A 13902-nucleotide genomic window follows, 5' to 3' on the forward strand; every position below is an offset into this window, starting at 1 on the left:
ATCATGTCGTCGGTCATCAGTGGTCTTTCCATCAGGTTTGAGCTTGAACAACCCGACCCTACCGGAAAAACATTGATGACCACCCGCTACGCCGCTCACTCGCTACGGCGCTGTTGTGGGCGCGCTCGCGAGCGGCTTCGCTACCGCCGAGCTACACCTCCCCCAGGGACGCGACCACCCGGAAAGCGAGGCGCAACGGCTCCCTTTCCGAATATGCACGGTGGCAAGCTCAGCGCCGACGGCGTGCAGGCACTGTTGAACAAATATGTCACCAATGCGCGCGAGCACTGCATCTCCCTTCGCTCGAAGCGAGTGTCGCCTCATGTCTTGCGGCACTCCGCTGCAATGGAGTTGCAGCAGGCGGGCGTCGACTGCTCGGTCATCGCCCTGTGGCTGGGCCACGAGGCGATGGACAACGCTGACCTATCTTCATGCACATCTTGAACTGAAGGAATCCGCACTCGCAAAGCTGAAGCCGTACGAACGTGCCAAGGCTCAGCGATTTCGACCGAACGACCGGCTTCTGGAATTCCTGAACGCCCTCTGAGCATGAGAACTATGCCGACTGTCAACCATCGGCTCCCAGCCGAACTGCCCGGCAACGCGCGGTGATCCGTCTCCATCAGAAGAGGCGCTCGGCATAGTTCGCCGGTCGGCATAAACGGCCAAGCTCAATGACATCGACCCTCAGGCCTGGCTGGCCGATGTGCTCTGCCGCATCGCCGACATACCCGTCTCCAGGGTCGGGGAACTGCTACCCTGGAATTGGAAGACGCAATCTGCGAGATTGGCCGCATGACCATGTCCCCAAAGATTGCCATGTCCGATAGCGTCAACGAAATCGCCACGATCCGTATCGAGTTGCGGGATACCGATCCTCTGATCTGGCGCGAAGTCGATGTGCCGACGTCGATCACGCTGAAGGTGCTGCACGACGTCATCCAAGCTGTGATGGGCTGGTTCGTCTCTCACTTGTGGGAGTTCACGATCGGTAAACAGAGATACGGCCTGCCAATGGACGAGGACTGGGGGACAGCACCACGCAAGGAGGCATCCAAGGGGCATCGTCAACTTAACGGATCGTGGATTTCGATATGAGATGACGGGGTATGACAGACCGTGACCCGCTTTACCGCCGCCATCGTTTCCCAGCCGAGATCATAGCCCATGCTGTGTGGCTCTACTTCCGTTTTCCCCTCAGCCTGCGGATGGTCGAGGACATGCTGGCGGCCCGAGGCATCATTGTCTCGCATCAGACGGTTCGTCTGTGGGCAGAGAAATTCGGCCGCGCCTTCGCCAATGAGATCCGCAGCCGCTCCGCCGGTCGGCTGGGCGACAAGTGGCACCTTGACGAGGCCGTCGTTGCGATCGGCGGCAAGAAGCACTGGCTCTGGCGCGCAGTCGATCAGGATGGTTTCGTCCTCGACGTTCTGGTCCAAAGTCGTCGCAACGCCAAGGCAGCCAAGCGCTTGATGCGCAAGCTGTTGAAGAGCCAGAGGCACCCGCCGCGGGTGATGATCACCGACAAACTCCGATCCTACGACGCTGCAAAGCGCGAGATCATGCCGGGTGTCGAACATCGTTACCACAAAGGCTTGAACAATCGAGCGGAGAACTCCCACCAGCCATTCCGGCGACGGGAACGGATCATGAAACGCTTCAAGTCACAGCGACATCTACAGCGCTTCGTCTCCATCCATGATCCGATCGCCAACCTCTTCCACATCCCCCGCCACGACATCTCATCCAGCCACCATCGCGAACTGCGTTCAGAGGCGATGAACCTGTGGGCTGAAATCGCGCGGGTGTGACCGTCATGACGCAAGCGGGCTCCCATTGCCTCTCGCCCATTAAGTTTACGATGCCGGACTCGCTGCGGCTCGACACGCACCGCCATGCGGTAGCCATCCCATTTGATTTCGAAAGACCATTGGTCGCCCGACGGTGGCTTGTCGACGAGCTGAGCCAGGCATGGCTCAATTCGCTCTGGCATAGGGTCAAAGGGAAGTTCAGGCGGCTCCGGCCGCCGGACGCGGACAGGACGCGAAACGAGCGGCGCTTCAGCGTCTCGCAGCAACGGTGCGGATTTCGGAGTCTTGGAGGGTCTCTTCGCCATCCTGGCATTGCGCCAGAAACGTATTAGAATTGGCTGAGGAGGAAATGAGGGAGGCTGAAAATGCCGTTTACTGGACTGGTGATGCTGCCTCAGGAGATGGAAGTCGTGCAAGATGTCTTCAATGCGGTAGTCCGTGAGCCCTGGTTCCTCCGGACGACATCGAACGACAAGGAATTTGCGGAGTTTGTGCTTCGCGCTTATCGCGCGGGCATAACCGATCGAGACCACCTTTTGATCTATTGCCACGAGGCAGCGGTGCTGCGCTTCAGTCGACACCCCTGATCCGCAATTCAAGGCGAGCGCAAGAGAAAAAGCCCACCGCAGAGGGGCTCGCGGTGGGCCTTGTACACGGCTCGGGGGCGGATACCGTAGAGGGGAGATGGTAAACCGAGCCTGGCAGCTCTGATTAACGCTTGCGACTGCGGAGCGTTCCGGTACCGTCAGATAGCGTACAAAGCAGGGGTGAGATGTGCGGGCGCTGTACCGAAATGCTGCCGTGGCCGGAATTGATCCGACCCTATCGGTTGACCGATCCCTGGTTCGGCCGGAACGTTCCGGCCCGCTATAACATCGCGCCGACGCAAACGGTGCCGTTCATCCATCATGACGCCGACGGTCAGCAGGTGCTGAGAGAGGGCCGCTGGTGGCTTGTGCCGAGTTGGGCGAAGGAGATGCCGAAGGCTGCGATGTTCAATGCCCAGGTCGAAACAGTCGACACGTCGGGCGCCTTCAAAGACGCTTAGAAACCGAAGCGCTGTTTGATCCCCGCCGACGGATATTACGAGTGGACCAAGGCGAGGATGGCGGCAAAGACCCATGGTTCATCTTTCTGCCCGGCCCGACGCCGTTCGCATTTGCGGGTCTCTGAGCCTATAACATTGCAATGGATGTCTACAGCTGCACGATCATCACCGGCCAGGCCGTCGCGCCCACGAACCAGCTTCATGACCGCATTGCATACATCCACGATCCGGAATTTTACGACGCTTGGCTGTCCAAAGAAACGCCGCATGCCGATCTCAAGCCGATGTTGGCGGGGCACAATTTGAACGGTCAACTGCAATTTCACCGCGTGTCGCGAGATGTGAATTCGTCTAAGTTCGACGGTGATCCCGGATGCGTCAATCCGCTGTAGGGAACCGGTGATTCCTGACTTCGTTGGGTCGGCAGGAGAAATAAATGAACCGTCCGTGCCTACAAGGCTATTGCGATGATCGCTTCCTGGAGTGTTACGAGTCCATGGAAGATCATTTCAACGATATCATGGATGCAGCATCGCCGCAGATTGGACGCCCGCTGAAGCCGCGGCCGCCATCGTCGATCTTGCTGACAACTGCATGCTGAAGCTCTTCGGGATGGAGGAGACGCAGTCGAAGATTGCTCTCTTCGTGGATAGGGAAAGCCGAGGGAGACATAATCGCTAACTCTTGCTAGCCGTCTTTGCCTGGCAACGATCGTCATTCGCTGCCAAAACACTCTATGCGTTCGGCGCGTTGCTGGTTCGTTATGTTCTCTGCCAACGCACTGCCGAACGTGCGGGAACTTAAGCGGAGCGATCTCATTTCGGTCGTGAACAGCATGTCACCCGAGGAAAGTGGAAATGCGCAGAGTGCTTGTGGTCGAGGACGAGGTGTTGATTCGCTTGACCATTATCGACGCGCTGGAGGACGCGGGGTTCGAAGTCATCCAAGCTGCCTCGGCCGACGAGGCGATCGGCATAATCAAAGAGCAGACGATCCATTTCCTTTTCACCGATATCCAGATGCCTGGCAGATTGTCGGGTGTCGATCTGGCGCGCGCCGTCGCTGAGAGGTTTCCCCAAGCCGGCATCATCGTGGCTTCGGGCCGCTTGGCCCCGGGTGACATAGAGTTGCCACCAGACGCCGAATTCTTCTCGAAACCCTACAGCTTCTCGGATATTGTCGCTCGCTTAAACGCGTTGTCCAAAAAGTGAGGCTGAGGACCATTCTGGCAAGCCGGACAAAGCTGCTTCGATGCTCTTCTCATGTGCACTGCCTGGAAAGGAATACCGTGAAAATCGAACTCCCRTCTGACCGGATTTCTTCGCGGGAACGCTTCCTCGAAGCTATTGTGCAGAGCGCCATCGACTATGCGATAATTTCGATGGATCTCGATGGTCTGGTTACGAGCTGGAACGAGGGCGCCCACAAGGTGCTGGGCTGGACGGCCGAAGAAATGATCGGCAAACCGGCTACGTCTTTCTTTATCGAGGAGGACCGGGAACGGGGAGTGCCCCAGTCAGAGATGACCGCCGCCCTTCACCGAGGCCGAGGCAGTGACGAGCGGTGGCATTTGCGCGCAGACGGATCGCGCTTCTGGGCGTCTGGCGAGATGATGGCGTTGAAAACCGTGGACGACAAGGTAATCGGCTTCGTCAAGATTCTTCGCGACAGAACCGGAGAGCGGGAACAGGCAGAACGTCAGCGATTGATGATGCACGAACTCAATCATCGTATGAAAAACACTCTCTCTGTCGTCCAATCCATTGTGACACAATCGATGAGAAACTCGGCTTCGCTCCACGACGCGCGTGAAAAAATCCAATCCCGTATATCGGCCTATTCCAATGCTCACGACATCCTACTTCAGAAACAATGGCTCAGTGCAACGCTCGAAAATATCGTCGAGGCTGCGAAAGCAGCCATCGGCTTGGAAGCGAGTGACCGCATCAAAACGGGCGGTCCGAAAGTGACGCTCGGTCCAGAAGCGGCCCTGTCGTTCTCCATGGTGCTTCACGAGCTTCTGACCAACGCCTGCAAATACGGAGCGCTGTCGAACGAGAGCGGATATGTGGAGATCAGGTGGCGGATTGAGCGCCGTGACGATGGCGACCACCTTTTGTCGTCGTGGAGGGAAATCGGCGGGCCAGCAGTGTCGGCACCGGTTCGCAAGGGTTTTGGCTCACAGCTGGTTTCTGCCAGCCTCCGCAGCTATGGCGACCTGGACTTTTCATACGAAACAAGCGGCTTTGTCCTTGAGGCGGATATGCCGCTGTCCAAAGTCCAGTTTGAAAACGATCTAGCTCTTATTAGATCAACGTGTTGAGCGCCTTTCCCATCGTGGTCGCTTTGCATTCCCGTCGAAGTCTTAGCCCGCTCAGTGCGCCCCGATTGCTGGCAGCCGCCGGGACGCAGGCGTAATCGGTGAAAAGGCATTCTTGCTGCGCGTTTTCGTCGGGATGCCCGAAGACGAGCGGCTGCTCATAGTGAACCTCGGCCCGGCATCACCATCACCGGCCTCGCCGATCCGCTGCTCGCCCCGCCGACCCGCAGCCAATGGTCCGTGGTCTGGTCGAGCGAGGATTTCGCTTACCGAGGAAGCGGCCGGCGGCCCGGGGATTTGCAAAGTCGCTGGCCGCTCAGGGCCGACTGCTCCCTAATCCTGTCGCCGGTGAGGGGGGACCGCCGCGCAACACCCGACAGTGATCAGTTGAGAGAGTGGCAGAGACGCATTTCGGAGTAGCAACATTGCATTCAGGGATGCCGTCAGCCTTGCACCGCTCGGCTTCCCTCTGATTGAGTACGTCGCAGCGTGCGCTTGAAACATTTCATGGCTAGGGGTGATGGCCCTGCGATCAAATTGGTCGAAACCCAAGCTTGATGGCCCTCTAAATGAACTTAGCGTTGCTATGCAAATCAAATCAAGCGCGTGGCCGCATGTAGACGAACGACATGAAATCATTACGCAATGTACGGTCGCCGTCACCTCGGTTAAGCGAGCTGGCGGCGACACGGTACGCAAACGATTGCGAAGCCATGGCTAAGTCAGGCCCTCGCCATACACGTTCGGCGCACGTGAAGAAATTCAATCTTCGTCATCGTTGCCCTTGATCACCACCCCGTGATTGTCGTCGTTTTCCTTGATGATCACCTTCTTCTTGACCACGACGTCAGGATTGCGTTGCTTCAGCACAATGCTCCCCGTCGTATCAGGGTCGGGGTCGGTATGGCGCTTTATAATCGTGACGTCGTCCGCAGCAGCGATGCTGGCGAAAGAAAACATGGCAACGAGGCCAAGTCCAATGACCGTCTTCATCTTAGACTCCTTTGCGATTTTATGCATTGCAAACGGGGCCAGGCATGGATGGTTCCAGAGCTGCTCGATGGGCATCACCAGCAAATTCGTTCGAGGCCCTATCAGGGACGGAACGGGTCGCCCGGAAGGAAGCTCCGACAGGGCTCAAAGCTTGAATGTTGTCGCAGGCCACCTTGATGATGACGAGGATATGGACAGCCATCAGCGCCCCAACAAATCCCCAGAGCAACGACCAGAATGAGATGGAAATAAACGAACACGGCGTTCGACTCCAACCGGACGGCCGAGCGGCATCAGGCCAGAGCCTTCACGCAGGCTGAAGATTACCAAAGGGGAAAAGGCCTTCCGGCAGGAACATCTCGAGCGCGGGGTTGTTGTCACGATCAATTGGAAGGAAACAACCATGTCAGACAACAAATATCCTATGCCTCCGCAAGCGAAGCAACAACAGTCTCCCCCGGGCGAAACCAAGCTCATGGACCCCGTGCCCGATCATGGCGAAGACAGTTACAAGGGCAGTGGCAAACTCAAGGGCAAAGCTGCCGTAATCACAGGGGCGGACTCGGGAATTGGACGCGCAGTCGCGATAGCGTATGCCCGTGAGGGTGCTGATGTACTAATCTCGTATTTGAACGAGGACGAAGACGCGAGTGAAACTGCAAGGTGGGTCGAAGCCGCCGGACGCCGCGCTATTGTCGTGGCCGGTGACATAAAGTCCGAGGACCACTGCGTTTCTCTCGTGAAGCGGGCCGTTTCCGAGTTGGGCGGGATCGACATCCTCGTCAACAACGCGGCCTTTCAAAGGACGTATTCTTCCATTAGCGACATAACCGCCGACGAGTGGGACGAGACGTTTCGGACAAATATCTACGCGCCGTTCTTTCTTGCGAAAGCTGCGGTTCCGCATATGAAACCGGGTGCATCGATCATCAATACGACGTCGATCCAGTCTCGGCAGCCATCGTCACATCTTCTCGCCTACGCCTCGACCAAAGGAGCTGTTTCGAATTTCACGGCCGGGCTCGCGGAAATGCTCGCCGATAAAGGCATTCGGGTCAATGCTGTCGCACCTGGGCCCATTTGGACGCCGCTGATTCCCTCCACGATGCCTTCGGAGAAGTCGGCATTGTTCGGCAGCAAAACATTAATCGGTCGTGCGGGTCAGCCCGCCGAACTGGCTGGCGCCTACGTGCTGCTGGCGTCCGAGGACGGCAGCTATATGACGGGAGCCGTCATACCCGTCACGGGCGGGGAAATCATGATTTAACTATCGACCATCGTCGAAAAGTTGTGGTTGACAAGTCGCCTGGATTGGTGCGCGAAGGCGGCCAATTGGCCGCGTCGGCAAACGATATTAACAGCTCACGCACAAGATAGTCGGAAACATCCATGCCTGATCGCTCGCCAGAGGAAATTCAGCAGCGACGCGAGCGGCGGGCTGCGCGACGCGAAGCTCAGAGGCAGGCTAATTTGGACCGCGCCAGCCGAATGCATGCTGCGAGGCTGAAAAGCCAGTCTGAAGCGACGCCTCCAGGGCGAGCGGCTCATCCTTCGTCCCGGGTCAATATAGGCTGTTCGGGCTGGTACTATTGGCATTGGAAAGGTAAGTTCTATCCGGACGACGTGCCGCGCGATGAGTGGTTCTCGATATACCAGCGTGAATTCCACACGGTTGAGCTGAACGCGCCATTTTATTCCTGGCCGACCGTCGCGACGGTCAGGACATGGCTGCGCCAGGCTCGCGAGGATTTTGTCTATACGATCAAAGTTTGCGAACTGATCACGCATGTGCGGCGATTTGAAGAAACGCAGGAACTTGTCGACGATTTCGGATATATTGCGGATTTGCTCGGGCCTCAAATGGGTTGTTTCCTGTTCCAGCTTCCGCCGAGCGTTCGCTATGATCCCCGCAAGCTCGAACTGATCCTCGGACAATTGGATCCTCGCCATCGCAATGTCGTGGAATTCCGCCACAAGAGCTGGTGGAATGAGCACGTCTACGCCGCGTTTCGAGCCGCTGGAGCGATATTCTGCTCGCCCAGTGGACCGCGCCTGCCCGACGAGTTGGTCAAGACTGCTGATGATGTCTACATCCGTTTTCACGGCGTCAACCAGTGGTACCGCCATGACTACAGCGAGGCTGAGCTGGCTGTTTGGGCTGCGCGCATCGTCGACAGCGGGGCCAAAACCGTCTGGATCTACTTCAATAACGATCGCGACGGATATGCAACCAAGAACGCCAAGATGTTGGCGACCTTGCTGCTGATCAAACATGACGATGAGATGCCATGGTAGCGAGTGGCTCGGTTATCCGTGCTCGGCCATCGAGAGGTACTGCTCTGCAATCGCCGTCTTCGGGCAAAAGATTCAGCGTGAAACAAGAAAAGCCGGCGCACGTCCCCTGTGCACCGGCTTTGCGTTGTTCTCGATTGATAAGGTACACGACGAGCGCCGCCAATCGTCGTGCTTGACCGATGTTCAGATTCGCTTTGAGAGTAGGTTCAACTTCGGGCCGCCGCCCTGGTGAAACCAGAGCACCGAAGCTGAGTGCGATTCTCTGTTCAGCCTGTCGAGGACTGGAATTAATTGATTTGCCCGATCGGATGAACTTATATGAGGTATTAGATCGTGCTGAGTTATGGCGGGTTGTAACAGCGGCGTTGCTTGCAGCCGGTGGCAGGGCAATCAAGAGCTGATGCGCGAGCATTCCCGCGCGGGGCGCGGCCCGCCACAATCTCCAATCCGGTTCATGTCGGTTTCAGTGCAGCCACCGGATCAGGGGGCCGGCCGAAGATTAACAGTTCGACTTGCGCAGTTCTGGTGCATCCGGAACCTTCTCATGTCGATGGGCATTGAGCGAATGCATCATTGTGGGAGGTATTCTTTCGCTCGGAAGAGTCCACGACTTGAGGATCGCCACTCACAATCTCAACGGCGTGCACGTCCGCCTACAAGTATTTCTGCGGTGGCTCGCTAAGGCATCTCCCGGAGTGGTTTGCCTGCAGCAACTGAATGCTCCCGACAGTAATTTCCGCCGAGGAAATCGAGGCTGCAAGCTACGGTGCGATCTGGGGTGGTCAGAAAAGCGGGAGCGGTGCCGCGATCGTCGCAAAGGGCGAACAACCTATTCAGGCACGAAAAGGCCTGCCCGACGATCCGGACAATGCCCGCAGCCAAATGCAGCGGCAAATTCGCGTAATGCTATACGGAGAAACTCATGTCCGGGGATAGTGTCAAGAAGCGGTGGTCGCGCCGGCTCACCCCGGCAAAGCGATCCCATCCCTACATCGTCGGCATATTCCTAATGTTGGCGGTTTATGGCCTTTACATCGGCCGGGATTTCCTCACGCCCGTCTTCCTTGCTTTCATCTTGGCGACGACACTCACCCCGGTCGTACGGTACATCGGAAAGTGGGGCGTACCGTCCGCGGTGGGGGCGACTATTCTCATAGTCATCTCGGCCTTTTGCCTCGGAACCCTTGGCTATTTCACAAGTGGCCCCATTTCTCAAATGATAAGCGACGCGCCTGAAATCGGCGACAAACTGCGCGAACGGGCCGACACAGTTCGGCACATGTTCGATAAGGCGATAAAGGCGACCGCCCAAATTGACAAGGTTTCAGAGAACGTCGACGACGCCACCACCCAGAAGGTGGTAGTTGCTCAGCCAGGCATAGTCTCGCGAGCAGCGGGAAACCTCCTTTCGGTAGGCACCACGCTTGCAGTGACCTTCGTGCTCTCGCTTTTTCTGCTCGCGTCCGGAACCCTGTTTTACCAGAAGATAATCCAGGTGTTCCCCAACCTCAGCGACAAGAAGAAGGCGCTCAAGGTCATCTACAACGTTCAGTCGGAGATATCACGCTACCTCTTTACAATCACGGTGATCAACATCATCGTCGGAATCGTCGTGGGCTCGGGAATGTGGCTGCTCGGGATGCCGAACGCTCTGGTTTGGGGCGTGGCGTCTGCGGTCCTCAACTACTTGCCCTATGTGGGCGCGCTCGTCGCCATCGTCTTGGTGGGCGCGATATCGATCGCCACATTCGACGACACTTTTTACGCTTTGATTGCCCCGGGCTTCATTCTATTGGTCCATATTCTGGAGGGCCAGTTCCTGACGCCGATGCTTCTGGGAAGGAGACTGGAACTGAACGCCGTGTTCGTGTTCATCTCGATCTCTTTCTGGTCCTGGCTCTGGGGCTTTGTCGGCGCACTTATGGCAGTGCCGATCCTGGTGATTATCAAAGTCGCTTGCGACAATTTTGAGTCGCTGCACCCGGTCGGCAATTTCCTTACGGCGGAAAAGCCGATCCAGAAAGACGCAATCGACGATCCTGCCTTCTAAGTGTTTCGAGTGAGACGCCGTGTCGTCGCTGTTCGACAAGCCCGCTTGAGGACGACGGTACATCTGGTTCTGGGGTCAGGTGCCACTGCCGCCAGCGGCGTCGAGCGTCTACGAGGCAGTATGGTCCTGTGACGTAACGCCAGTCCCATGCTCCTCGTGCTGGATAACGAAGTTGCCCTCGCGCTTGTCAAAAATCATAGTGTTGGCGCGGCGCTCAACTGGCTCTTGGCCGATACCGGCTCCGTCCGCGATGCGGGTCATCTCTTCATCGACAGCATCCGGCAGGTTGGGTTTCTGACTGTCTGTATACGCCAATGAGAAAGATGGAACGATCTCAACGCCCTGTGGAGATCGGGGGTTGCCAGCATTCGCTCCCGCACCACCCTCGGCCATTCCTTTACGATAAATTCCCTCGATCGAGGTCGGATCGATCCGCGGTTCGAGAGCCGAGGAGCGAGTGTCGTCGTCAACTAGGTCGGGGGCTGTAGCGACATCATCCGTCATGCGAGTGGCCTCCGGAGTTTTCGTGTCCCGCAATCCCTCTTCTAATTGTTGCTGGCCATATGGCGGCCGCTCGGCGCCTTGGCCACCGGGAACAAGCTCCTGGACGGGATCTGCCTCAGAAGTCCTGAACTCATTGTCGGGCCGCTCATGGCCCCCGTGAGGGTCGTTCGCACTTCCGCCGCTACGGCGACTTGCGCTAGCCAGATCCGACCCACGATTTGATATCGGGGAGCCGCTGATCAAAAGCCTTGCATCGCGAGGGGATATACCCGGCGGGCGGCGCTGGTCGAGTGACGAAACGTCTTCTTTCGAGCTTTCATCGCGGGGAGAACCATCGCCGCTGCATCCGTTAGCCTCCGTATCGAGACGATGATGTTCAGAGGTAGCATTGTGCCGGTCGATCATGATCTTACCTTTGGACTGGGTTGGTTGCTTTGCGATCGAATCGCGTCAGAGAGAGCGCCTCATCATCGCTTGCGGCTGCCGTTCGACGCCGACGCGTCTTTGCTGGTTAGAATCGAGCAAATGACCCCGCGCTTCTTTTTGATCGTGGTCTAGCAACCGAGATTGCGTCGATCGTCAGTTTCTGGCGATGCGTGTTGGTGTCGCTTGCCGATCTGTCTTGCGGCGTGGCTTGTACCAATGCCAACGGTTTCGCTTCGACCCGTTTACGCTCTGAGTGAAAGCTGCAAGCTCACTCTCTGCCTGTAGCCAGTTTTCCAAATCCCGCCCTACTGGCATGCCGGCTTGGAGCCAGATCGCGTGGGCTCGCGCACGGATAAAATTCTCACCTTGGTCATCCATTCAAACCGCTCGACAATATTTTCACGGGGACATTGCGATAAGGGTGAAACACCCGCGTCGGGCGGGCCTTTCATCTGGCAGTGTCACTTGCTGTTCTTAAGGCTTTGCTCACCAGCCTTCGACTGCTGCTCGTTCTTGCCGCCGCGCGCACTGTTGCCCGACTTGTCATCATTGGAGCTTGAGGAAGAAGCACCTGCATTCTTGTGGGTTTGCTGGCCTGCTTTAACGTGCTGCTCGTGTGATCCACCTTGAGTTGCCATGCTATTTCTCCTTGAATTACCCGATGAGACCAACAGCGGCCTCGCATAGCTCAACCGTCCTCAAGGCGGTGTGTTCCTAGAGAATTACCATGGAGCGATAGCGTACAGTGATGCTGAAGCAGAGATCGACTAGGAACATCAAAACGGCAGGCGCTTGGTTGGAGCGCCCATGTCAACGGGACATGGCGGCACGAAAGATATGGGATTTTCTGTGATTTCTCCCCGTGGTCAACCAAATGGCAGGCGAGTTCCCATCCCGTCCGGCGGTCCTCTTTTTCCATGGAGATCCCAGATTACCGGCGCTCGGTGCAGCCTGTCTTGCTCGCTGCTCGCGTAACCACCGAGCGCTTTTGAACCGGCTTCGAGATCGACCGTTTTACCTCAATCGAGGGATGATTTTGCTTCCGCAATCGAGCCGCCTGGCTGTGAGGAAAATGCAATGTATAACCACATCAACGGACTGCTCTCCCTTTTGTCGGCAGAACAGGCTTCACACATTGATCCATTGCTGACGCCAGTTGATCTCGAAACGCGCGCGGTGCTGCATGAGCCGTACGAACCGATTGAACACGTTTATTTCTTTGAGGGTGGACTCTCCTCGGAGATCGTAACGGACAGTGCCGGCGAAAAAATCGAGGTCGGCTGCATCGGCAAGGAAGGATGCTCAGGGCTGCCGGTCGTCCTTGGCGTGCCGAGCAGCCCTCATAAAGCTTTTATGGAGATCGGCGGACACGCCTTGCGTGTCCGGGCTTCGGATCTTCATGGAGCGATGGAAAAAAGCGTCGAAATCAGATCGCTGATACTCCGCTTCGTGCACGTCTTCATGATCCAGATCGCAGCGACCACGCTGTCGGACGGCCGGTACGATATCCACCAACGACTGGCACGCTGGATTCTCATGGCGCACGACAGGATCGAGGGTGACGAGATCGCTCTCACACACGATTTCCTGGCCCTGATGCTAGGGGTCCGTCGCTCCGGCGTTACAAACGCGATCCATATTCTGGAGGGCGATCATCTGGTCCGCGCTGATCGCGGGCTAATCACAGTGCGGGATCGCCCTCGATTGGAAAAGATCGCCGAGGGATGCTACGGGTTGGCTGAGGCGGAGTATCGGCGTGTTCTGCTCGGCCAGTGAACCAACCTCATCGCTATTCGAGATGCAAAGCCGCTCTGAACGGAAACTGGGAAATCTGCTTGCCGTTCTCGTCGAAGATCAGGAATTCCTGTGCGTCCAGCACTTGGCCTGATCTGATCCGATCCGCCATGATTTCCCGTGCGGCCTGGATCGCCTCGTCGTGAACGGATGCGGCGTCAGGTAAATCAATACCCTCCAAGTCCTCAATGAAATCATCGCCTTCGCGCATATGGAAAAAATAGCGTGGCATTTCAAACTCCGGATGACCACCATAGTTGCTTTCCACTCTAACGGTTCCCATTCAGCTCTCGTGAGCTTCTGTACGCTTTCAGACCGAACCTGCGATCCCACCCCCGCCAGCTGGAACCGTATGCCACTTTTACAATTAAGCGTACGAACGCTCCCAATCCGGAAACGTTTACTAGACAGCGTTGAATTGAACGAGCTCTTGCTATGGCAAACCGCGACCAAGGCCCCCAGACGATTCCCGATCTGCGGGATGTGATCGACGACAAAATCGTTGAAATCATTGACTACGCTAGGCGGGCCGGTTGGCAGCTTGACGAGGTCCTCATCTCGATTGAGGACTGCATTGCCTACCGCTGGCCCAAGGAAAGCCATGTTGCTTCTGACAACACACGCTGCAGCTGACCGACGAAGTTGCGCGTGATGAAGATCC

18 protein-coding genes and 1 pseudogene are annotated in these 13902 nt (G+C 57.0%); 14 read left to right on the forward strand and 5 right to left on the reverse strand.

Annotation, left to right across the window (positions count from 1 at the left end; genetic code table 11):
• From AC1D06_RS26585 to AC1D06_RS26625, 9 genes and pseudogenes are all read left to right on the forward strand, one after another.
• Nucleotides 1–444 (forward strand): tyrosine-type recombinase/integrase (locus tag AC1D06_RS26585; RefSeq protein ID WP_477988798.1); only part of this gene is annotated, 444 nt, incomplete at its 5' end.
• Nucleotides 445–661: 217 nt separating this feature from the next.
• Nucleotides 662–799, forward strand: a pseudogene (locus AC1D06_RS26590) (transposase domain-containing protein); the annotation flags it as partial.
• A complete protein-coding gene (locus AC1D06_RS26595; protein WP_477988800.1) occupies nt 796–1098 on the forward strand; it encodes a plasmid pRiA4b ORF-3 family protein in 303 nt (100 codons plus the stop codon). The pseudogene AC1D06_RS26590 and the gene AC1D06_RS26595, both read left to right, overlap by 4 nt.
• 11 nt (nt 1099–1109) lie before the next feature.
• On the forward strand, nt 1110–1811 hold the full coding sequence (locus AC1D06_RS26600) for an IS6 family transposase (RefSeq protein ID WP_477877277.1): 702 nt from the start codon (nt 1110–1112) through the stop codon (nt 1809–1811).
• Nucleotides 1812–2176: 365 nt separating this feature from the next.
• Nucleotides 2177–2398: a hypothetical protein gene (locus tag AC1D06_RS26605; protein WP_477877276.1), complete on the forward strand. Its 222-nt coding sequence runs from the start codon at nt 2177–2179 to the stop codon at nt 2396–2398.
• Nucleotides 2399–2583: 185 nt separating this feature from the next.
• Nucleotides 2584–2859, forward strand: a complete 276-nt coding sequence (locus tag AC1D06_RS26610; protein WP_477877275.1) for an SOS response-associated peptidase family protein — start codon at nt 2584–2586, stop codon at nt 2857–2859.
• Between the two features lie 140 nt (nt 2860–2999).
• Nucleotides 3000–3251 (forward strand): SOS response-associated peptidase family protein, encoded by a 252-nt coding sequence (locus AC1D06_RS26615; RefSeq protein WP_477877274.1) that lies wholly within the window; start codon nt 3000–3002, stop codon nt 3249–3251.
• 465 nt (nt 3252–3716) lie between these two features.
• Nucleotides 3717–4070: a response regulator transcription factor gene (locus AC1D06_RS26620; RefSeq protein WP_477877273.1), complete on the forward strand. Its 354-nt coding sequence runs from the start codon at nt 3717–3719 to the stop codon at nt 4068–4070.
• A 77-nt stretch (nt 4071–4147) separates the two neighbouring features.
• Nucleotides 4148–5182, forward strand: coding sequence for a sensor histidine kinase (locus tag AC1D06_RS26625; RefSeq protein ID WP_477988802.1), 1035 nt, complete (start codon nt 4148–4150; stop codon nt 5180–5182).
• 759 nt (nt 5183–5941) lie between these two features.
• Here the strand turns inward: AC1D06_RS26625 and AC1D06_RS26630 are convergent.
• A complete protein-coding gene (locus tag AC1D06_RS26630) occupies nt 5942–6172 on the reverse strand; it encodes a hypothetical protein (RefSeq protein ID WP_477877271.1) in 231 nt (76 codons plus the stop codon).
• Nucleotides 6173–6575: 403 nt separating this feature from the next.
• Between AC1D06_RS26630 and AC1D06_RS26635 the strand changes: the two genes are divergently transcribed.
• The 3 genes from AC1D06_RS26635 (at nt 6576) to AC1D06_RS26645 (ending at nt 10517) form a co-directional block, all read left to right on the forward strand.
• Complete coding sequence (locus AC1D06_RS26635) at nt 6576–7439, forward strand: SDR family oxidoreductase (protein ID WP_477877270.1); 864 nt, start codon at nt 6576–6578, stop codon at nt 7437–7439.
• A gap of 122 nt (nt 7440–7561) precedes the next feature.
• Complete coding sequence (locus AC1D06_RS26640; protein WP_477988804.1) at nt 7562–8467, forward strand: DUF72 domain-containing protein; 906 nt, start codon at nt 7562–7564, stop codon at nt 8465–8467.
• Nucleotides 8468–9389: 922 nt separating this feature from the next.
• On the forward strand, nt 9390–10517 hold the full coding sequence (locus AC1D06_RS26645) for an AI-2E family transporter (protein ID WP_477877268.1): 1128 nt from the start codon (nt 9390–9392) through the stop codon (nt 10515–10517).
• Nucleotides 10518–10625: 108 nt separating this feature from the next.
• Here AC1D06_RS26645 and AC1D06_RS26650 read toward each other — a convergent pair whose 3' ends face one another.
• From AC1D06_RS26650 to AC1D06_RS26660, 3 genes are all read right to left on the reverse strand, one after another.
• Nucleotides 10626–11021 (reverse strand): hypothetical protein, encoded by a 396-nt coding sequence (locus tag AC1D06_RS26650; protein WP_477877267.1) that lies wholly within the window; start codon nt 11019–11021, stop codon nt 10626–10628.
• Between the two features lie 579 nt (nt 11022–11600).
• The gene (locus AC1D06_RS26655; RefSeq protein ID WP_477877266.1) at nt 11601–11825 is read right to left on the reverse strand and encodes a DUF2934 domain-containing protein; all 225 of its coding nucleotides are present in this window, start codon (nt 11823–11825) and stop codon (nt 11601–11603) included.
• 83 nt (nt 11826–11908) lie between these two features.
• A complete protein-coding gene (locus tag AC1D06_RS26660; RefSeq protein WP_477877265.1) occupies nt 11909–12085 on the reverse strand; it encodes a hypothetical protein in 177 nt (58 codons plus the stop codon).
• A 439-nt stretch (nt 12086–12524) separates the two neighbouring features.
• Between AC1D06_RS26660 and AC1D06_RS26665 the strand changes: the two genes are divergently transcribed.
• Nucleotides 12525–13223, forward strand: a complete 699-nt coding sequence (locus AC1D06_RS26665; RefSeq protein ID WP_477877264.1) for a Crp/Fnr family transcriptional regulator — start codon at nt 12525–12527, stop codon at nt 13221–13223.
• Between the two features lie 13 nt (nt 13224–13236).
• Here AC1D06_RS26665 and AC1D06_RS26670 read toward each other — a convergent pair whose 3' ends face one another.
• Nucleotides 13237–13509, reverse strand: a complete 273-nt coding sequence (locus AC1D06_RS26670; protein WP_477877263.1) for a DUF6894 family protein — start codon at nt 13507–13509, stop codon at nt 13237–13239.
• Nucleotides 13510–13676: 167 nt separating this feature from the next.
• On the opposite strand from AC1D06_RS26670, the gene AC1D06_RS26675 reads away from it, so the two are divergent.
• Nucleotides 13677–13874, forward strand: coding sequence for a hypothetical protein (locus tag AC1D06_RS26675; protein ID WP_477877262.1), 198 nt, complete (start codon nt 13677–13679; stop codon nt 13872–13874).
• Nucleotides 13875–13902: the final 28 nt, after the last annotated feature.

Source organism: Rhizobium sp. P2_G2 (genome assembly GCF_056403555.1).